The following is a 21,021-nucleotide window of genomic DNA, read 5'->3' as shown; positions in this document are numbered from 1 at the left end:
TTTGCGTACTCAGGCTCAGACGCTGAAACCATTTTCACTTTCCATTTATGTATTCAGGTATTTAGCAAATGTTTGTCTGGGATATAGATCCTGTTGCCTTTTCTGTTGGTCCGGTGACCCTGCGCTGGTATGGACTGCTGTTTTCCGGCGGTTTTGTGCTCGGTTACTTCATCATGCAGGCCATGTTCAAAAGGGCCCGCTACAACACTGAAGACCTGGATCGCATGCTCTTTTATGTCTTCCTGGGCACGATCATAGGTGCACGTCTTGGCCACTGCCTTATTTACGATCCATCCTACTATCTGGCTCACCCGCTTGATATTCTCAAGATCTGGCAGGGCGGCCTTGCCAGCCATGGAGGCACTGTAGGTGTGATTCTGGCCTTTACCCTTTTTATCAGACGATCAAAAGGACGCTATCGTTTCTTTGAGATTGCTGACATGATTGTGGTGCCTATTGCTCTTGTATGCACCTTTATCCGCATTGGCAATTTCATGAACTCTGAGATTCTGGGTATACCAACCGACAGTCCTTTTGGCGTAGTCTTTGCCCGCCTGGGTGAGGATTTTGCCCGCTATCCGGCCCAGCTTATGGAGGCCTTTGCCTATTACATGACCTTTATCCTGCTGCTGTCTCTCTACATCATGTGGAAAAAGCGTCCTGAGGGCATGCTGCTGGCCATTTTGCTCTTCTGCATCTTCACCGCACGTCTGCTCATTGAACCGCTTAAGATAGAGCAGGCCGAATACAGCACTCACATAGCCCTCAATGTAGGCCAGCTGCTCAGCCTGCCATTCATCGCAGGCTCAATAGTGCTTATGGTCTATCTGTTCAGACGCGACCGTAAAATGCGCGCTCAGGGCATCAGCCCTGACCAGCTTCGCTCAGAGGCAGCTGACAGCTCCGCCTCTGACAGCAACAGCAGCAAGAGCTGATATCCCGTCGGCGCCCCGTGCCGCAGTGCGCCGGCACGGCTGCTGTCTCTGCACTGTATGCGCAACAGGCGCCGCCCTCCATATGCTGCAGGCGCCGCCCTCCAGTCTGCCATCCGGTGCAGCTGGTCAGCATCAAAAGGTTAAACTTATTGTGTGGCAGGCCCTCCGGGCCTGAAAATTAAACTTATTGAGGAGAGTTTATGGCTCTTGAGGTAATTATCCTTGCCGCAGGTATGGGCAAGAGAATGCATTCTGATCTGCCAAAGGTACTTCATCCAGTGGCTTCAGTTCCTATGCTTTTCCACGTAATCAAGACAGCTCAAGAGCTCCAGCCGTCCCGTATTCATCTGGTACTTGGTCATAAAAGCGATCAGGTTGAAGCAGCCCTGCAAAAGCTGGATGAGAGCACCCGCAGCCTGCTGACCATATCTTTGCAGGAGCAGCAGCTGGGCACTGCCCATGCTGTTATGCAGGCTCAGGACAAGTTAAGCCCGGACAGCCATGTAATCGTGCTTTATGGCGACACTCCTTTAACACCAAAGAGCGAGCTTGAGCGTTTGCTTGCTGAGCTTGAAAGCAGTGAACTTGCCCTGCTGACCTCCGAACCGGCCTCTCCTTTTGGCTATGGCCGCATTATCCGTGCTGCTGACGGCTCTCTTGAGAATATTGTCGAGGAGAAGGACGCCAGTGCCGAGCAGAAAGCCATACGTGAAATCAACACCGGCATGATTGCTGTCAGAGGCGCTGCTTTAAACGAATTTTTAAGCATGATTGGCAACAGCAATGCCCAGCATGAGTACTACCTTACTGACCTGCCAGTGCTGATGGCCCGAGCCGGCCGCAAGGTAAGCATTGTCAGGGCCGAACCTTGCAATACCGATCGTCTTGAGGGTATTAATAACAAGGCTCAGCTGGCCTTTATCGAGCGTATCTACCAGAAAGAGCGTGCCCGTGAGTACATGATGAACGGTCTTACTCTTGCTGACCCTGCCCGCTTTGACGTACGCGGTGAGCTGATCTTTGGTCAGGACTGCTTTGTTGATACCAATGTCATCATTGAAGGTCGCGTAGTACTGGGCAACAACGTAGTCATAGGTACCGGCTGTGTACTCAACAATGTAACCATTGGCGATAACAGCATCATCTCCCCATACACCATCATGGAGAAGTCCGAGCTTAAGAAGGGCACCACCATTGGCCCATTTGCCCGTCTGCGTCCGGGCAATATCCTTGAGGACGATGTCCATGTGGGCAACTTCGTAGAGGTTAAGAACAGCCATATTGGTGCAGGCACCAAGTCAGGTCACCTGACCTATATCGGCGATACTGATATCGGCACCAATACCAATATTGGCGCCGGTACTATTACCTGCAATTACGACGGCGCCTACAAGCACCGCACTACCATTGGTAATGATGTCTTTATCGGCTCTGATACCCAGCTGGTCGCTCCGGTGACCGTTGAGGATGGAGCCACCGTAGGTGCCGGTACCACCGTTACCCGCACTGTCGCAGCCGGCACCCTGCACATCACCCGTGCCCAGGCCCGCACCATCACCACCTACAAGCGTCCGGTCAAGCAGCCTAAAAAGTAAGGCCTGCAACACCAGCAAACGACATCGCTCAGGACTCCGCCCTGCCCTGCAGGCGCGTAGCCTGCGCAAGGTCCCGCAGATCGCCCCAGTGCAGCTCTGCGGGACTTTTGCTTTATGCACCAGGCATGACGTTGCCTCATAAGAGGCGTAGCCACTGCCATGCTGTGCACGTTCACGGCCACCGCGCTGGCTCTGCAGCTGCAATGACAGCCCCTCTGTCATGCCTCGCTCACTGCCATACCTCGCTCACTGCCATGCCTCGCTCACTGCCGTGCCGCCCCAACACCATGACAGTCCCTCTGACGTGCCTCGCTCACTGCCGTGACGCCCACCACCATGACAGCCCCTGTGCCATCCCTTGCCGGTACACTGCCCCGGCACGGCACAGCGACTTAAGTTGTCACTTAATTTGTTAAAATGTGAGGTTCAGCAGGATGCCTGAAGTGGAAGCATCCGTATCCATGGTAAGCTCAGAACCTCATAATCTGTCAGCTTGTGGCACAGGTACTGAGTACCTTATTTTCAGCTCAGCAGCTCTGCCCGTTAGGCAGATTTACATGACATACAGGCACAGAACCGTTTTACGGTTAGAGACAGGGCTGCCTCAAGTCATTACCTGAGCATTCACTACGCAGGGCGCAATGATAGAAGTTCAAAACTCCATAGCCTTTAAGGATCGCCTTATTTACGGCTTTAGCTGTTTTGGCAAAGATCTGGTCTATGGTCTTATTAACTGCTCGGTTTTTCTGTACTGCATTCAGGTACTGGATATTTCCGTGACCTTCCTTGGTCTGCTCTATCTTGGCCATCACCTGATGGGCGTCGTCTTTACTCCTCTTCTTGGCGCCTTTAACGATCACACCCGCAGCCGCCTTGGCAAGTACAAACCCTATGTAGTACTGGGCATAGCACTTAATGCGGCCGGACTGTGTGCTTTTTATTTTGTCCTGCAGATTGACCCTGACCTGCGCTATCTGTACATAGCCGTAGTTTATATGTTCTGGTCTCTGTCCTTTATCATCATTGACCTGCCTACCTGGTCGGTACTGTCAGTCTTCAATACCAATGTCGCAACGCGCGACTCCATGTCAGCCATACCTACAATCAGCCACTTTATCGGCACTCAGCTGCTGGTAATCTGCGTGCTGCCGGTACTCAACAAGGTCCCTTTTATCTCAATTGCTGACGGATCTGATTATCGCGTCATTGTCTTTATCTGCCTGCTCCTGCTGCTTATCAGTCAGGGCGCTTTCATCATGCTGCTGAGCACTTCTCCTAGTGACTATCTGCCCCCGTCAGACGGCACTCAGCACTTCATCCCTCCATCTCCAGCAGTACAGTCAGCCCTGCATGCCTCTGATCAGAACAATGCTCTGACCGCTGCATCTGCAGCAATGACACAGGCCGTAACAGCTGGCGCCACTGCATACTCAGATCCTGCATCTGCAAGCGCAACTGCATCACATTCTGTCGTTGCAGCAGGCAGCGCTGATGAGGACTATATCAATGCCATGATCAGCCGCTCAGGTGCTGCTGCAGCCGCTGCTACCCTGTATGCAGCTGCAGGCGTAGCTCCACCACCTCAGAGCAACAGGGACAATGGCATAAGCACTGCTCAGGCCGTCCCTGAGAGCGTTCAGGCTAAGCCTGACCGTGCCATGGCAGAAACCAGTGAGCTTTACAGCGCCTATTTGCTTGAACGCACCGGCCGTCAGCGCCAGCACAATGCCCGCGACTTTTACGATCAGATCTCAAGCACTGCCCCTGGTGCGGAGTTTGACCCCGCTCAGTCATTCATGTCACCTCAGAACCCTGCACAGGGCATGCTGCATTCATTTTGCAGCCGCGCCAATCCTCTGCGCCTGCTCAATCGCATGTTCAAGGTGATCTTCAACAATGATCAGCTGGTAGTTCTGTTTTTATGCAGCATTCTGCTCAATACCATGATTGGTATTGTGCTTGGTGCTCTCATAACCTTTTTCATGGAAAGATCGCTCTTTGATCAGCCTACTATTTACTTTATTTTGCTGGCCGGAGCTCTGATCCAGTGCTTTAGCATGATTTCCTTTTCCTCCATGGCAAGGCAGATACCACGCTCATGGATTTTCAATCTGTCTATCTGCATGGCCATCACATCTTTTGGCCTTATAACCATTGCTCCGCAAAATGAAGATATCTTCTATGCCTGTCTGGCCGGCTGCATGTTCCTTGGCAATATTGCCGTAGGTCTGTGTCGTGTAGCTGTAACAGCCATGACTATTGATACTGTGGACTATGGCGAATTCAAATTCTCCCTGCGCACAGACGGAATGGTCTTTGCCATGCGTTCCATGGCACGTCATACCGGAGCCATGGTGTCCTTTTTCTTCTATGGCGGAGCCTTTTCACTTACCAATCACATCAATACCAAGGGCGTCAGTGTCCCTGAGATCAGCATGAATCTGGCTGTGGCCATAGCCTCCATTCTGGGTATTACTGCTGCTCTGATTTTCAGCTCCTACTACAAACTCAATGGGGCCTTTTACCGCAATATTCTCAACAATCTGCAGTATCTCAGACAAAATCAGCATGCCGAATCAGGTGCCGGAGCTGACGGCACCAGACATTTCATGCTGCGCTACAGCCTGGATGAGAGCACCATGATTATCAAGCTCAAAGCCCGAACCATTGATGATCTGCTCAAGGCCATGGTCCAGAAACTGGCCCGAGTTAATGCCATTACCTCAGAAATTGACTACATGCATGATCTGCGTGCCCGTCTGGACCTTGGACCATGTGGTATTGCCGAGGGCATAGCCCTGCCACATGCCAAATCATCCTCAGTACGGCGCGCCACCGTAGTGGTCGCAACTCTTGATGAGCCAATGGATCTTGGCGCCCTTGATGATCGCAAATGCGATCTGGTCTTCCTGCTGGCCAGCCCTGACGACGGCGAAACCCACCTCAATCTCCTGGGCCGCCTGTCCCTGCTGTTAAACGAATCAGGCTTTGCCGAAAAGCTGCGCACCTCAGGCTCCCCTACCGAGCTTTTCGAGCGCCTCATCCAGTGCGAAAAGCACATCGTTAACTGACAGCAGCCCCTGTCACCCCTGCAGGGCCAGGACAAGTCATGCCTGTCCTGCCCCACCCTGCAAGGCCTGCCATGCTCTGCAGCCATGCTCCGCAGGGATGCCATGCAGGCAAGCACGGCCATACCAGGCACGCATGGCCACTGCGTCACCTCCTGTCAGACTGTGATGCACAGCCTCAGCCTGATCGGCATAAATATGGCTCATTGAGCCACCGCATGCACCATCTGACGTCACACAGAGCATATCCATGCCGTCTGTCTTTTCCCCTGTCCACATGCATCTTATAATGGCTTTAATATCTGTTCAGCTCACATGCCCGGAAAAAGCCATGTCTCTTTCTCTCAATTCTCTTATCCGCCTGGCATTATCCCGTCTTAAGTTCGGATACCGCCCCCTTGCAGCTGCTGTATCTGCCCTTGCGGGCCTTATGCTGCTCATCGCCCCGTCCTTTGCTCAGGCAGCTGAGCTTAAGGTATGTGCCGTCCCCCAGCTCTACCAGGCAGTCAACTATCTCAAGGACCATGCTCCTGTTAAGTTCAAGCCTGTCTTTGGCACAGCAAATGAGCTCTATGCCCGCATTGCGAACGCTCCGGGCAACAATACCCGCCGTGTCTGTGATGTACTGCTTTCGTCAGACGAGCGTCTGCCAATCAGCCTGATTCGCTCCCAGAAAGCACTGGGCAGCTCCATGAAGGCCTTTGCCCGCGCACCTCTGGTGCTGTGGTCAGCCGATCCGACACTGTTTAAAGGACACGATCCGCGTGCACTCTTTGCTCAGCAGAAGATAAAGTCTCTGGCCATTGCTGACTCCTCCCTTACCCCTGTAGGCTACGCCTCCCGACAGGCTGTAAGAACATCAGGCTTCAACACCTCCTACCTTAAGGACAAAACCTACAGAAGCGAACATGAGTACCAGGTATACTCCATGGTTTCATCAGGCAATGTACAGGCCGGATTTGTTACTCTGCCACTGATAACCTCCATTAAGCACCGTATCCCAGGTTCGTTTTATATTGTGCCTCGCTCCCGCCACTCTGACATCCAGTACTATGGCGTGCTGCTCATGCAAAGCAGCAAGCTCAGAGCCGCGCAGCTGCTTCTGACCTACATCATTGACGATCCCCGCGCTCACAGAGTCTTCACCACCTTTGGCTTCGCCCCAATAGCCCCAGAGGAATAGCAGGCATCCCAGTGACCAGGATGCGATTGCGTCAGCTGCGCCTCATAACCATGAAAAAAGCCCCCATTATGGGGGCTTTTTTCATGCATTCACATCATCCAGTGCAAACGTATATGTTTTATAAAGCATAAAACACTGCAAAGGCATAGAATTCAAAATGCAAAAAGGCGGGATAAACCCGCCTCAAATGATAAAGAGAGAAAGATAATTCTGTATTACTGACCTTACAGGCTCAGAGCGATAGTTGGGCGCTGGCTGGCCTGGGCCAGAACAGCCTGAGAAGCCTGCTGGATAATGTTGTTCTGAGTCAGGGCTGAGGTCTCTGAACTCAGATTGCGCTGAGCATTGATGTACGAAACATTCGTATTAACGTAAAGAGCCATAATTCAATCTCCCTTTATGGCCTTAATACGTTCCATAAACTCTTCTGTGCCTGCCTGAACATGTCATTGGCATGAACACACTTACCTGCCCTCACGCAAGGTGTTTGCCATATGACTAATACGCGAGTTACAGGGCATTTAGTCACAAGCAAACATGGTCAGCATGATTAAGAATTTTCACATCTAGTCAAACACAGTTTTAAACTTCCTCCAGTTGATAAATAAGCTCACCATGCATATATGATATGGCCAGCTATTTAATTTCAATAACAAACAGCACGTTAACCTTATTGCATGTGAGGTCAACTTCTGTGGCCCACCACGACTTTACTGAAACTAAATACAAACATCCCGGAGCATCAAAATGGGCGTATATGTTAATACCAATGTAAGCAGCTTGAACGGCCGCAGATATCTCAATAACGTACAGAATCAGCTGACTACTACCTACCAGAGACTCTCTTCAGGTCTGAGAATTAACAGCGCCAAAGATGACGCTGCTGGCTTACAAATCAGCTCCCGCCTGACCACCCAGGTAAACGGTCTTAACCAGGGTAACCGCAACGCTGCTGATGGTATTGCTCTGGCCCAGACTATCGAAGGCGCCATGGACGAAACCACCAACATGCTCCAGAAGATTCGTACTCTGGCTGTCCAGGCTGCTAATGGCACCAACACCGCAGATGACAAGGCCGCCCTCTCCAAAGAGGCTACTGCTCTTGTTTCCGAAATCGATCGTATTGCCGGTCAGACCCGCTTCGGTGGCGCACTGATCCTTGATGGAAGTAAGGATACTGGTCTGTTACAGGGTGGCAAAGAGTCTGCAGGTCAGCTTACTCTCCAGGTTGGCGCCAATAAGGGCGATACCATATCCTTTGATATTGCCAATGCCCACTTTACCCGAATTGCTCAAGCATCTGGCAAATTTGGCGCCGCTGGTGGTGGTGGCGGCGGTGCTAAGATTGATATGACCAAGTTCTTTAACACCGGCAAAATCTTATTCTCAAAAGCAGACGCTGCAAACGAAGCAATTGCTGCTATGGATGCCATGATTGCTCAGATCGACTCTGAGCGTGCAGGCCTTGGCGCTATCCAAAACCGTTTGGAGAGCTCTATTCGTAACCAGGCTAACGTTTCTGCCAACCAGGCTGATGCCCGCAGCAGAATTCGCGACGCTGACTTCGCCGAAGAGTCCGCAAATCTGTCCCAGCAGTCCATCATTCAGCAGGCTGCTACCTCCATGCTGATGCAGGCTAACACCCGTCCACAGCTGGGTCTGTCACTGTTAGGCTAATTTAAACAGCACATGCTACCTGCAGAGCCTGCAGCGCTCTGCAGAGTCTCCGGAACCCCTGACCATGCGGTCAGGGGTTTCGTCGTTTATGGTTACCTAATCAACCCGAAGTTATGACACTTTTAATAATGTAATTCTTTGTTGGTTTTATAAAGCATTATGTTGCCTTGTACGCAAAAGCGGCTAACGTATGCAGTTTACGCTAACTCTACTGCTTGCCTGAACTGCTCTGCACAATGTCACAGCCCATTGAAACCTTATATCTAGTTTAATGACGTTTTTACTATGCTTTTCGCATAAATACGCCATTTTTGCATATACGTTATGCTATTCAATTTCATATGACGCAAGGCGTTAAATCTACTGCATGTGAGCCAACTTCTGTGGCCCAATATCAACTGAAACTAATAGTGAAAATACCGGAGCTTAATCATGGGCGTATATGTTAATACCAATGTAAGCAGCTTGAACGGCCGCAGATATCTCAATAACGTACAGAATCAGCTGACTACTACCTACCAGAGACTCTCTTCAGGTCTGAGAATTAACAGTGCCAAAGATGACGCTGCTGGCTTACAAATCAGCTCCCGCCTGACCACCCAGGTAAACGGTCTTAACCAGGGTAACCGTAATGCCGCTGATGGTATCGCCCTTGCCCAGACCATTGAAGGCGCCATGGACGAAACCACCAACATGCTCCAGAAGATTCGTACTCTGGCTGTCCAGGCTGCTAATGGCACCAACACCGGCGAAGACAAGGCTGCCCTTTCTAAAGAAGCCACTGCTCTGGTTGCTGAAATTGACCGTATTGCCGGTCAGACCCGCTTCGGTGGAGCCCTGATCCTCGACGGCAGTAAGGATACTGGTCTGTTACAGGGTGGCAAGGAGTCGGCTGGCCAGCTGACACTGCAGGTAGGCGCCAATAAGGGCGACACCATCACCTTTGATGTTGCTAATGCTCATTTCACAAAAATTGCTGCTGCTACTGGTAAAGTTGGTCAGGGTAATGGCAAGTTTGAGTTAACTAAGTTCTTTGAAAACAAAGCTATTGTTTTCTCAAAGGCTGATGCAGCTCAGATCGCTATTGAAGCTATGGACGCTCTGATTGCTCAGGTAGACTCTGAACGTGCAGGCCTGGGCGCTATCCAAAACCGTTTGGAGAGCTCTATTCGTAACCAGGCTAACGTTTCTGCCAACCAGGCTGATGCCCGCAGCAGAATTCGTGATGCAGACTTCGCCGAAGAGTCCGCAAATCTGTCCCAGCAGTCCATCATTCAGCAGGCAGCTACCTCCATGCTGATGCAGGCTAACACCCGTCCACAGCTGGGTCTGTCCCTGTTAGGCTAATTTAAACAGCACATGCCACCTGCAGAATCACCATGGTTCTGCAGAGTCTCCGGAACCCCTGTCCATGCGGTCAGGGGTTTCGTCGTTTCAGAGCATATGAGATTAACCTGCAGTGAGCGTGACAAAAGACTAAACATTTCCTTATTTGTTTTAGACAGTGTCTTTATCACTAAGTCACTTTGTTCAAATACCCCATATTTCAGCCTTGTAGCATGAAAAAAGCCCCCAATTTGGAGGCTTTTTTCATGAATATTGGAACTGGTGAGTACTTATTGCTGGGCAGACAGCTCTGAGATGCTGTAGCAGTCGAAGCGGCACTGGCCGCCATCGACAAAGTAGCTGCGCTCAATGCCAGCTGCTGTAACCGGTGGAGCGTAGGATGGTCTTTTTACCACCACTCTGCGTACTGCCATGTTCAGAGCAGCTTCCAGGAAAAGCTCGGTATCCCTGTCCTCGCCAATAACCTGCTGGAAGACGAACATGTCCTTTTTAACCTGGGCACTGCCACCTCGCTCAGGGAACATCGGGTCGTAGTAAATAACCTCAGGGCGCAGATCGCCTGCATAATCTTTTATCGTGCCACGGCTGTGCAGTACTGGCAGCGCAAACGGAAAATAGCGTGAACCCTGAGCACGGTTAAGGGCGTCTCTGAGAATAAGCCATACCGGCAGCTGACGCTCAAAGGCTGTTACTGCAGCGCCAGCATGGGCAAGAATCATGGACTCACGACCAAGGCCGGCAGTTGCATCAAAAACACAGGCTCCATCTTCAAGACCGGACATAACTGCACGGGCAACAGCCTCCTTCTGACGGCCGCCACGCAGCAGGCGCTGACGGTAGCTCACAAGCTCGAAATCAAGAATCAACGGCTTCATCTGTACCTGTGAGAGCACAGTAAGTCCTGCTCCCTTGCTGTCATAACTGACCAGTACATCATCAGGATGATAGACAGAGGCATACTCTGATGAGGCAAAACTCTCAGGTCCGTGCTTTGCCAGCAGCTTGCCTCCAGCGCGTGCTGATTCCATAAGCGCGTTATAGCCGTGCTCATCAAGTACCACCACCTGGTCTATATTGTCTGGAACTGTTGCAGATGCTGCAGCTGCGCCTGACAGGCCATCCTGAACCCCACTGGCTGGCTGAGCATGGATGAGGGGCTGCAGTATCTGCAGGGCCTCAGTCCATGAGTTCTCTACTGCAGGGGCAAGGGCCGCTTCGGCGTATAAAAAGAGCTTATGCATGGCTGGATAAACTTATGGCAGGCAGGTGCAGATCAGTCCTGATACGGCATGGTATGGTCAGGACTGTCAGCTGCAAACAGATGACAGGCAGGTAGAGGTGGTCCGGGACAGTGTTGTTCCGGAATGCTGGTACCGTTCCGACTGCTAAGATGCAGTCGGAAGTTGCGTCAGCCGTTAATCAGGTAGTTGCGCATATAGTTGAGGGTCTTTTCGATATCAGGACGCACTCCTGTCCACAGCTCGTAGGCAAGGGCAGCCTGTCCCACCAGCATACCAAGACCGTCATGACAGCTTGCGGCACCACTGGCTCGGCAGCTGCGGGTGAATATGGTATCCCCCTCTCTGTTGTAGAACAGATCGTACACAAAAGGACAGTTTGCAGTCAGATCCTTGTGCAGAGGAGGGAGCTTGTTCTCCATAGACAGTGAGGTGGTATTGATAATCATGTTGTAATCCCTGAAAGGATCAAGATTATCGTAGCGAATGGACTCAAGCTGGAGATCCGGACTGAGATCCTGTCTGTTGGCGCGCAGGAAATCGATTATTTCGCGACCCTTTACTGAGGAGCGGTTAACAATGGTAATAGCCTTGAGCCCCAGAGCCGGATCAGCAAGACATGGCACAATACCTCGGCAGGATCCGCCGGCACCAAGAATCAGAACATGACCGTCCTTAAGGGGAGCATTGAGACGCTGCAGATCATAAACCAGACCATAGCCGTCAGTATTGTCCCCCAGAAACTGGCGCTTACCGTCCTTTTCACAAATAAGCTTGATGGTGTTAACAGATCGGGCCAGCTGAGCTCTTGGAGTCAGCTCAGTTACATACTCGTAGGCATTGAGCTTGTAAGGAACGGTGACATTGCAGCCAAAACCGCCTTCATCAAAAAACTCGTCAGCTGTCTGGGCAAAAACATGTGGTGCCAGCAGCGGGTCATATTTGACATCATGACCATGCACAGCTGCAAAGTGACGGTGAATCTTAGGGGAAAGGGAATGTTCAACAGGACAGCCTATCACGGCCAGCTTGTACTGCATAGCCAGCTCCTTAATATGCAAGGGCACTGAGAAAAATCGGTTTCAGTTCGTACATCTGCCAGAAGCTTATCTAAAACTTAAAAGACAGTAAGTGCAGAACCTTTCAGTATTTTGAGCAATATATCGTGCTTAAATGAATAATTTACCATCAAGTCGCGCCCTGTGTATCAGGTGCACCCCCACTGCACACAGATATATTACAGGAAATGCGACAATGATCGTTATTCAGGGCCCTTTTGACACGCATAAAGAGCTGTTTTCAGCTGATTTAAGCCCGGAAAAGGCCACAAAGTGCTGTACTGCCGGTACGAGTCTGTATTGCTGGCACATGGCTGTATTGCAGGCCCAGGACTGTATTGCTGGTACAGGGCTGCATTGCTGATACAGGGCTGTATTGCTGGTACAGAGCTAAATGTTGCCGCAACCAGCCGTGCAACGCTGCATAGGGGTGTTGCCGACAGTGCTCATCTGACCATGGGCAGCTGTCCCAGACGCCTGTCCTGTCAGCTGCGCAGAATGTTGCCTGAGCGGCCCTCAATAACCAGGCTTGGGCGGTTGCGTCCCTGACATGGCTCTTCAAGCACGTAATCTACCAGGTCATCAAAGGCATCGTGCAGCTCTTCTACTGTACTGAGCGGGCTCTGACCTGAAATATTGGCGCTGGTTGAGACAATTGCACCACCGGCGCGACGGCACAGTTCACGCAGCAGCGGAAAGGCAGTAAGACGTACGGCTACAGTATCGTGCTCGCCTGTAATCAGAGGATTAATACCGGCTTTAACTGGCAGCACAATAGTCACATGACCAGGCCAGAGCTGCTCTGCCATCACGCGGGCACCGGGCTCAAGAGCATCAATGTCGGCCACGGCATTGAGCATTTCCATATCAGAAATGACTACTATCAGTCCCTTGGACTCATTCCTTTTTTTGATGGCGATAATACGCTCAATAGCCTCTTTGTTATCAGCCATTGCTGACAGCCCGTAGATACCCTCGGTAGGACAGACAATAACTCCGCCCTTGCGCAGCACGGCTGCTGCCTCATCAAGACGGGCAAGAGTCTGCTCAGATAAAGGCTCTTCAGGAGAAATAATCTGCTGTGATTGTGTGCTCATATTGCTTCCTGCAAAAGAAAAGGGCTTATCCGTAAGGACAGCCCTCTCCCTGTTTAACTGCTGCCGGAAAACGGCAGATAATACAGTATTGATTGCCTCAGGTCGTCAGGCACCTGCTCAATATGATTAGCAGGCTGGATGGGCCCATGACAGTACCCATGATTAATATGCTTTATAAAGGACATTAGTCTTAATCAGGACTGTCTTTAAAGCTGAGACCCTGAGGCTGGCAAATTACTTGCCCAGGCTTGCCTGAAGTTTGGCATCCTTGTCCATAACTTCCTGAGCAGCCTGCTTGCGGTTGGCCTTAACACGCTCATCAAGAGCCTTATCGCACAGGGCCATAATCTGGGCAGCGAGGTAACCTGCGTTCTTGGCGCCAGCCTTGCCAACAGCTACGGTAGCTACCGGGATACCGCCTGGCATCATTACAGTGGAGTACAGAGCATCAACGCCATTTAATGGGCCACCGTCAACAGGAATACCGATTACAGGGCGGGTAGTACGGGCAGCAACAGCACCGGCAAGGTGAGCAGCCAGACCGGCAGCACAGATGAATACGGCAGCACCGCGCTTTTCACAGTCCTGAACGTAGTCAGATACTACGTCAGGGGTACGGTGAGCAGAAGCTACTTTCACCTCAAACTTAATCTCCAGGCTCTTTAACACGTCCAGAGTGTTGTTAACCAGTGGTAAATCAGAGTCTGAACCCATGAGAATGACAGCAAATTGCTCTGACATTGAAGTCTCCGAAAAAAACAGTTTCCACGAATGCTCATCAGGGACACCATCCATCAGGTGATCTGACCTGCAATGAGCAGCAAAGCGCAATTATATCACGAAAGCGCCCGCCCCCGGCCCGCCTGCACTGCTCCACATCACTACCCGGCCAGCCCGTGCCGCCCCAGCAGGACATGATCAGAATCTCTTGTCTGGTATGTCGCGGTCCCATGAGCTGCTGCACAAGTGCACCGCAAAGAGCACAAGTCAAAGACAATCGCAGCTGTATGCCTTTTTGTCGCATTTTTGCGCTATCCTGCCATCAGGTTATTGCGTATAATGTCGCGACATATCTATGCAGAATCACTTAAATCAGGCTTGTTTTCAGGAAACAGCATCCTCTCATCATATGGTCCCAGGCCAGTCAGAAATATGCTGATACCCGTCATAAGATCCTGTTACCCTCATCATTGTGTCAGCTGTATGGATTTCCTGTCAGCAACCTTCAAAATCAACATCTATCAATAATATGAGCAATAACTGTACAAATAACGACAGCATCAGCTCTCAGGATACCTGCAAAGAGAACGGCTGCAGCAACAGCCCGGAAAGCACAAAACCAGCAGTTGCCGTCATTGGTGCCGGACCTGCCGGTCTTGCCTGCGCCCAGACACTGCTTGATCTTGGCTACAAAGTCGACATCTACGAGATGAGCGGCTCAGTCGGCGGCATGGCCCGCTCCTGCGAAATCCTGGGACAGACAGTGGATCTGGGCCCCCACAGATTCCATACAGATGAACCTCTGGTAAAAGACTTCTGGGCCGGCAATCTGGACAGCAGTGAAACTGTGCACAAAGAACGACTCAGCCGCATCCTTTACAAGGGCAAGTTCTTCTCCTATCCGCTCAGGGGTTTTGAAGCCCTGTTTCAGCTGGGCCTGCTGGAATCAGCAAGGTGCGTACTAAGCTATGCCAAAAGCACCTTATTCCCTCGTAAGGAACCTACCTTTGAGGCATGGGTATCCAATGCTTTTGGTCACCGTCTGTATGAGATTTTCTTCAAGACCTATTCTGAGAAGCTGTGGGGCATCAAGTGTTCTGAGCTCAGCGATCAGTTTGCCCGTGAACGCATCAGAACCCTGAACCTGTCCAAGGCTGTTATCAGAGCATTTATCCCTGATCGCGGCAAGAAGGAACGCACCCTCGTATCCACCTTTATCTACCCTGCCAAAGGTGCCGGTCAGATGTGGAACAACACACTGGCACGAATTATGCGTAGCGGGGGGGGGGTACACTGACTTTAAACGCTTATATAAGCGAAATCTCCTGCACAGATAACCAGGTAAAGGGCATCTACGTCCAGAAAACCACTCCTGTAGCTGATCACATTGCTACAAACGCTCCTCACCACCAAAGTGCCGATCGCACTTTTATCCCCTATGACTATGTAGTCTCCTCCGGTAACTTCTCCGATCTTGTCTCCAGCATCGGCGCTCTTCCTGATGACATCCGCGGTCTTACTTCTGATTTGAAATACCGCAACACCCTTCTTGTCTATCTGAAAATCAATCCTGGCTCCCAGGATCTCCCTCCAGACAACTGGCTTTACATCCACTCTCCAGACGTGCGCTCAGGACGTATGTGCGACATGGCCAACTGGTCTGCAATCATGCAGAAAGGCCAGAAAGAGCATGTAGTGTGCTTCGAGTACTGGGCCAATAACGACGATGAAATCTGGAATATGCCAGATGATCAGCTTGTCGAAATGGCCAGAGCCGATGCCATTGCTACAGGAATCTTCACCCCTGAGTCAATACTCGATGGCGCAGTCCACCGCGTCCACCGCAGCTACCCTGTCTACACCGATGGCTATGCATCCAGACTCAAGGAAATCATTGGTCATGTAGATGCCATTAACGGTCTGCACTTCATTGGACGCAATGGCAGCTTCAAGTACAACAATATGGACCACTCCGTATTGATGGGCATACTTGCAGCCAAAAAGATTGCCGGACAGTGGAATGGCCGCCTTTGGGACATCAATGCCGACAGCTCAACAGCATCACAAGCCGCCGGCAAAGGCCCTAATGATGGTTAATCCCTGATGATTATGTTCTGCCCTGGATCTGACAGGCTGTAATCAGAACTATGGTTATCCGGACAGTGTTATGCCGACCTGCAATGTTTCATTTCAGGAAGCTTAATGTTCCATTCCTGTCCGGATTACATCGTAAACAGTCAGACAAACCGCCTCTCATCCAGTGGCCGAACCACGGCCCTTCTCAGCCTGCATAACCTGAAGCCATCATACTCAGGCCCCAGACTACGACTAAACGACCATACAGGACTGCTGTCTGCATAAAACCGCCGACAGCTGAAGCCATGACTGATAACAAGACTCTCCACACCAGCTTCAACAAGGCAGGAACAAGATGATTGCAGATCACAATGACAGCAAAGAGGCAAGGAATCATGACCGGAACAATGCTGTACATGAATCCGTAAAAACCTCCTCAGATGCTACTCAGGGCTACAGCGCTGATGAACACTCCGTAGATGAAGGCAATACTGCGCAGAGTCTGATCCGTGGATTTAAGTGGTTCAGACAGTCAGTTACTGCCCACATTGTGGTGCTATTTGTCCTGGCCGTGTTCATTGAAGTCGGCATCTTTAACCACTGGAGCTTCTGGCATTCCCTCGAGGGCTACCAGCGGGTCAATGTCAGCATTATTGAGGATGAAGGCAAAGATGGCAGCAGTGCTCGGGGCCGTATCATCAACAGCCCTGATTCTCAGGCGGTAGTGATTAACAATATCAGGATCAGGCCACGCAATCTGCTCATCAAAGTGTCATCTGACCAGTCGCAGATGGTTGAGGCCAGAGTTGAGTTCCTTGATCGTGGCTCCCGCCACCGCTTTGTCCCGGCATCAATCCACAGGCTCAACACCTCAGGTACTTATGCCCGGAGCCTGTTCCACTTTGAGCAGCGTGATGAATACATTTATGGCCTTAGGATCATTTTTACCTCAGATCATGACAGCAGTGTCGCGCCTGTATATCTGAATCAGCTCAGCTTCAATGTACCTGAGCATGTCCAGATCTCATGGCTGCGCCTGATTTTCATGCTCGCTGTATTTAACGCAGTATATCTGCTCACCGCCCGCCGGGCATGGTTCAGCACCATTGCTCCGACCTCGTCATTCAGGCACGTTCCTCTGATTGCTCCTGCAGTGCTTGCATCTGTTTTTGCTGCGGTCATCTATGGGCTGCAGAGCACCGGTATCAGTGCGGTCAGCAATGAACTCCAACAGGATGTGCTGGGCTCCATGGCTCTGATCAAAATGATTCTGAGTCTGGCAACTGTCAGCTCCCTTACCTGGGCTATGTACAGCATGCTGCGCTATTTCAGGATTGAAACAGGCGCAGTGCTTACTGCAGTAAGCGCCATGGCTGTCATCTGCGGCTCCCAGCTCTTTTACCACCAGATGGATCTGCTCAAAGAGAGCATCAGCCCGGTGCTGATCACCCTGATGCTCACTATGACCGTTGGTTCTCTGTACAGCTGGGCTGCAGACAGTTCAGAGCGCAGTACTAAGAATTTATGGATTGGAGTTTTCGGTGTAGCCCTGATGCTGACAGCGCTGTCACGCGCATGGGCAGTACTGCTGACCATGGCTCTGTGCCTGCCGGTCATCATGTCGGCTCTTGAGCCATTGCTGGCTGCAGTGCGCAGCAATGAGCGCCTGGCCATCAAAGCGCTGTCCAGAAAGCAGCTGACTCTTCCAGCAGTGATTGTCGGCTCCCTTGCTGTGGCTGCCATCATCAAGGCTCTGCTCCCGGAAAGCTTCATGACCATGATGCTCAGCGCTGTCGGGGGCAAAACCCTCACTGACATTGAGCAGTTCAATCCTGGCGATCCTTATCTGCTGAGCGTTGAAAACTTCATTAACGCCCTGCACTACACCCTCTTTGAGCCGCTTAGCTACAGCAAGAACTTTCCTTTTGTTCTGCCTTCAAGCAGCAGCGCTCAATCCTTTGGTGTTGCAGTCAGCGTTTATGAGCGTATCAGCATCATGGCCATACCTTTTGCCTGGCTGTCCTTTGCGCCTCTGCTGAAAGCTGTAAGAGCCCGGGCTGGAAAAGGTATCAGCCTGATGACCCTAGCTTCCCTGGCTGCAGCCGCCCTCTATGCCTGGGGTTCTTTCTATCTGTATGGCGTCGGTGCTGCACAGAGCGCCCCGGCCTCGTCCGCTGTAATGCTGGCCAGCGCCCTGACCGTCATGGCTCTGTTCTCCAGGGACAGCAGCACCACAGTTGCCGGGACTGACAGGCCTGCCCAGGACAGTAAGACAGGCATATCAGAAACGGCAGACAGCAGCATGAATACTGTTGTTTTTGTGCTGACCATGTTCCTTGCTCTAAAGAGCATTGTCATCGGCATGATGCTGCCTTTTGCATGGGGTCCGGGCAGTATGGCTGGCCAGTTTTTAAGGTCGGCAAATCTTGATGCCATGCTCTACCTTGACCAGCTGTTTAACTCCATAAGCTTCTGACCTGCAGACATGTGCCTGCGTCAGCTGACTGCGGCACCATTAATAAGCCCAAACCTGAGATAAGAACATGAACTCTGTAATCAAACTGTTTGAGAAAGGCCCGGCCGGGAATATTGCTGCCTGCTTTCTGCTGTTTGTAATTACTCTGGCAGCAGAGCTGCTGGTCTTTAACCATCACTTCTTCTTTGGCCGGGTCTCAGGCTCTGGATATGATCAGATAGCCTTTGAAATACCAGTAAGCAAAGAACATGGCGCCAGGGTTGTGGTCATGAGCTCTGAAAACAATGAACTGACCCTTAACTCGGTAAACAGCCGTCTTGCCAACATCATGCTCACTACTACCCTCAATGATGAACGAGTCATTACTTTCACTTTTCAGGCCCGTGAGCAGAACGGTCAGTTCATTACTCTGGGCGCCACCAGAGTCAATCCCGGCCGCCATGACCAGAGAACAGCTCTCATCCATCTCAATCATGCAGACTCTGAAAAGACTTTCTCTGCAGTCAGGATTACTGCATCCAGTCCCAATCCTTTCATCATTGGCATCACGAATATTGACTTTAATGCCCCTGAAAAGCTGCACTTTTCATGGATCAGAGTGCTTGTGCTCTTTATGGCTGCCTCTGCCCTGTTCTTCATCAGAAGATACCAGGTATACCTGATTGTTTTTGATGAGAGCAGGCGCGCTCACAAAGCCATGAACTATGTGGTCATTGCCTGTGCTGCATGCATATGCACCCTGTTTTTCATGGCAACCAGCCCTTATAACACCAGGGCCTGGGCCTTTGACTTCAATGGTGAGGGGCTTTATCCCTTTAACAATGAAGAGCGCACCATGCTTTATCCTCTGCCTCAGACAGTTGAGGAGAACAATCTTGCAGGCCCATACGAGCAGCTGCTGTCATCTCTGCTCAAAGGAAAAGTCAGCATTAACGTGTTTGTTGATCCCAAACTCGCCACCCTTGAAAACCCATGGGATCCGTCAGCACGCGATGCCGCCGGTACACGCTACACCTGGGATCGGCCTTACTACAATGGCCAGTACTTTGTTTACTTCGGTCCAGCTCCTCTCATCATGGTTTATGCCCCATGCTACGCCCTGACCGGCATGATCCCGTCTCCGGCCCTGTCTGTATATCTGCTTGCCATGATGGCTGTGCTTTCTGTTCTATGGGCATACAGAGTCCTGGTACGTACCATGGTGCCATACCCCAACCTGCTTATGTATATGCTGGTACAGGCTGCAGCTCTCAGTGGAACACTGATCTGGCTTATCCAGATTGGTCTTAGCTTCTACTACCTGCCATACCTGGCGGCCATGACCTGGATGTCACTTTATGTGGGCAGTCTGTACTCTCTTTTCAGACCGGTTTTATCCCCGGATGAACACCGCCCGCGCAGTCAGTTACAAACCAGAACGCTGCTGCTTCTGGCCGGTATCAGCGTCCCCATGCTGGTGTGGTCACGACCTCTGGCCCTTGCAGCTCTTCTGGCACTGAGCATACCTGCCATCATCCTGCTGGTAAGAGAAAACTACAGCTTACGCAAAGACCAGTCAGCAGCTGATCTTTCCCAGCCCCGCATCAACTACACAGCCGCGCTTAAAGACGCCATGTTTGCCCTGGTCCCTGTAATGGTCGGCGCCGCTGTGATTATGTACTACAACTATGTACGTTTTGATTCAGTGACAGAGTTTGGTCAGACCTACCAGTTCACAGGAGACGACGTGAAGTCAAAAGGACTTTTCTTCGGATGGGCTCATCTGCGCTCTGCTGTGTACTACTTCCTGTTTGAGCCCCTGGACTATATCAGGGAGTTTCCTTTCGTATTCGCCAATATCGACCACTATTACGATCATGGAAACCTGGTCATGGACTTTGACCGTGTTTCTCTCTTCTCAATACCTGTCTTCTGGTCTCTGTTTCTGATGATGCGCTCAAGAAGGGCAATGCTTGAGTGCAGTATCCGTCATATACGAATCTCTAAACACCTCAATGACACACCGGGCTTTGATATTCAGCTCAAAGTCATGGAAAAGCGCATGAGCATGCTCAAAGCCACAGCTTTTCTGACTGCATTTGCCATTGTTTTCCTTGTTTATCTGTCCTACTACAACGCAGCTGTGCTCAGTCGCTATCTGTGCGAGATGGCAACTGCAGGATCTTACCTGGCCGTAGTTCTGGTTCTTCTCAACACAGGATTCATGAGTTCTGGCACTGCTACTGTGCCGCATGTTGAGTCATCCTGCAGTAAGTCTGCTGTGACCGGGCCGTTACCGCAGGCTTTAGCAGGCACCAGCTGGAGCTGCTCACTGATTTACGGTCTGACCGTCTTCCTGCTGCTCAAGTCCCTGCTGATTGGTTTGCTGCTGCCTTTTACCAGCACCTACGAGCTGCTGCTTGATCTGGGCACAGCCTTTAATGAGATGAATCCGGGACTGATGCTTGATATGTACAGGGTATTTACCCCATTTGGCCAGTAGCAGCAGACCTGCCACAGAGAGTTGAACAAGTGCGGTCGACTTTCTCACTGAGCATGTAAACACCGGAAA

At 51.2% G+C, this 21,021-nt stretch carries 16 protein-coding genes; 10 read left to right on the top strand and 6 right to left on the bottom strand.

Going from position 1 to position 21,021, the window contains the following annotated elements; translation table 11 throughout:
- Window positions 1-68: 68 nt before the first annotated feature.
- From lgt to modA, 4 genes are all read left to right on the top strand, one after another.
- Window positions 69-935 carry a prolipoprotein diacylglyceryl transferase gene (gene lgt / locus MXE39_RS00690; RefSeq protein WP_246976092.1) on the top strand — a complete coding sequence of 289 codons (867 nt, stop codon included), beginning with the start codon at window positions 69-71 and terminating at the stop codon, window positions 933-935.
- 200 nt (window positions 936-1,135) lie between these two features.
- A complete protein-coding gene (gene glmU / locus MXE39_RS00685) occupies window positions 1,136-2,530 on the top strand; it encodes a bifunctional UDP-N-acetylglucosamine diphosphorylase/glucosamine-1-phosphate N-acetyltransferase GlmU (protein WP_246976095.1) in 1,395 nt (464 codons plus the stop codon).
- 641 nt (window positions 2,531-3,171) lie between these two features.
- Window positions 3,172-5,601, top strand: a complete 2,430-nt coding sequence (locus MXE39_RS00680) for an MFS transporter (protein WP_246976098.1) — start codon at window positions 3,172-3,174, stop codon at window positions 5,599-5,601.
- A 328-nt stretch (window positions 5,602-5,929) separates the two neighbouring features.
- Window positions 5,930-6,781: a molybdate ABC transporter substrate-binding protein gene (gene modA, locus MXE39_RS00675; protein ID WP_246976102.1), complete on the top strand. Its 852-nt coding sequence runs from the start codon at window positions 5,930-5,932 to the stop codon at window positions 6,779-6,781.
- A 224-nt stretch (window positions 6,782-7,005) separates the two neighbouring features.
- Here the strand turns inward: modA and MXE39_RS00670 are convergent, their stop codons facing one another.
- Window positions 7,006-7,164, bottom strand: coding sequence for a hypothetical protein (locus MXE39_RS00670; protein ID WP_348647455.1), 159 nt, complete (start codon window positions 7,162-7,164; stop codon window positions 7,006-7,008).
- Window positions 7,165-7,528: 364 nt separating this feature from the next.
- Between MXE39_RS00670 and MXE39_RS00665 the strand changes: the two genes are divergently transcribed.
- Both MXE39_RS00665 and MXE39_RS00660 read left to right on the top strand, forming a co-directional pair.
- Entirely contained in the window at window positions 7,529-8,458 is a 930-nt protein-coding gene (locus tag MXE39_RS00665) for a flagellin (RefSeq protein WP_246976105.1), read from the top strand.
- A gap of 432 nt (window positions 8,459-8,890) precedes the next feature.
- On the top strand, window positions 8,891-9,805 hold the full coding sequence (locus tag MXE39_RS00660; RefSeq protein WP_246976108.1) for a flagellin: 915 nt from the start codon (window positions 8,891-8,893) through the stop codon (window positions 9,803-9,805).
- 269 nt (window positions 9,806-10,074) lie between these two features.
- Here the strand turns inward: MXE39_RS00660 and MXE39_RS00655 are convergent, their stop codons facing one another.
- The 4 genes from MXE39_RS00655 to purE form a co-directional block, all read right to left on the bottom strand.
- Window positions 10,075-11,046 carry a class I SAM-dependent methyltransferase gene (locus MXE39_RS00655; protein ID WP_246976111.1) on the bottom strand — a complete coding sequence of 324 codons (972 nt, stop codon included), beginning with the start codon at window positions 11,044-11,046 and terminating at the stop codon, window positions 10,075-10,077.
- Between the two features lie 167 nt (window positions 11,047-11,213).
- Window positions 11,214-12,083 carry a shikimate dehydrogenase gene (gene aroE, locus MXE39_RS00650; RefSeq protein WP_246976114.1) on the bottom strand — a complete coding sequence of 290 codons (870 nt, stop codon included), beginning with the start codon at window positions 12,081-12,083 and terminating at the stop codon, window positions 11,214-11,216.
- A 503-nt stretch (window positions 12,084-12,586) separates the two neighbouring features.
- Window positions 12,587-13,198, bottom strand: coding sequence for an L-threonylcarbamoyladenylate synthase (locus MXE39_RS00645; protein ID WP_246976117.1), 612 nt, complete (start codon window positions 13,196-13,198; stop codon window positions 12,587-12,589).
- 234 nt (window positions 13,199-13,432) lie between these two features.
- Window positions 13,433-13,939, bottom strand: a complete 507-nt coding sequence (gene purE, locus MXE39_RS00640; protein WP_246976119.1) for a 5-(carboxyamino)imidazole ribonucleotide mutase — start codon at window positions 13,937-13,939, stop codon at window positions 13,433-13,435.
- 508 nt (window positions 13,940-14,447) lie between these two features.
- Here purE and MXE39_RS00635 point away from each other — a divergent pair.
- Window positions 14,448-15,215 (top strand): NAD(P)-binding protein, encoded by a 768-nt coding sequence (locus MXE39_RS00635; RefSeq protein ID WP_246976122.1) that lies wholly within the window; start codon window positions 14,448-14,450, stop codon window positions 15,213-15,215.
- Between the two features lie 2 nt (window positions 15,216-15,217).
- Here MXE39_RS00635 and MXE39_RS00630 read toward each other — a convergent pair whose 3' ends face one another.
- On the bottom strand, window positions 15,218-15,532 hold the full coding sequence (locus tag MXE39_RS00630; RefSeq protein ID WP_246976125.1) for a hypothetical protein: 315 nt from the start codon (window positions 15,530-15,532) through the stop codon (window positions 15,218-15,220).
- Window positions 15,533-15,565: 33 nt separating this feature from the next.
- On the opposite strand from MXE39_RS00630, the gene MXE39_RS00625 reads away from it, so the two are divergent.
- The 3 genes from MXE39_RS00625 to MXE39_RS00615 all read left to right on the top strand — a co-directional run bounded on the left by MXE39_RS00625 (window position 15,566) and on the right by MXE39_RS00615 (window position 20,952).
- Entirely contained in the window at window positions 15,566-16,015 is a 450-nt protein-coding gene (locus MXE39_RS00625) for a hypothetical protein (protein WP_246976128.1), read from the top strand.
- Between the two features lie 334 nt (window positions 16,016-16,349).
- Window positions 16,350-18,470, top strand: a complete 2,121-nt coding sequence (locus MXE39_RS00620; protein WP_246976131.1) for a hypothetical protein — start codon at window positions 16,350-16,352, stop codon at window positions 18,468-18,470.
- A gap of 67 nt (window positions 18,471-18,537) precedes the next feature.
- A complete protein-coding gene (locus MXE39_RS00615; RefSeq protein ID WP_246976135.1) occupies window positions 18,538-20,952 on the top strand; it encodes a hypothetical protein in 2,415 nt (804 codons plus the stop codon).
- Window positions 20,953-21,021 lie beyond the last annotated feature (69 nt).

The organism is Anaerobiospirillum sp. NML120511 (genome assembly GCF_023050955.1).
Taxonomy (GTDB): Bacteria; Pseudomonadota; Gammaproteobacteria; order Enterobacterales; family Succinivibrionaceae; genus Anaerobiospirillum.
The sequence above is the reverse complement of the archived record's forward strand: the minus strand, read 5'-3'. Positions and strand labels throughout refer to the sequence as shown.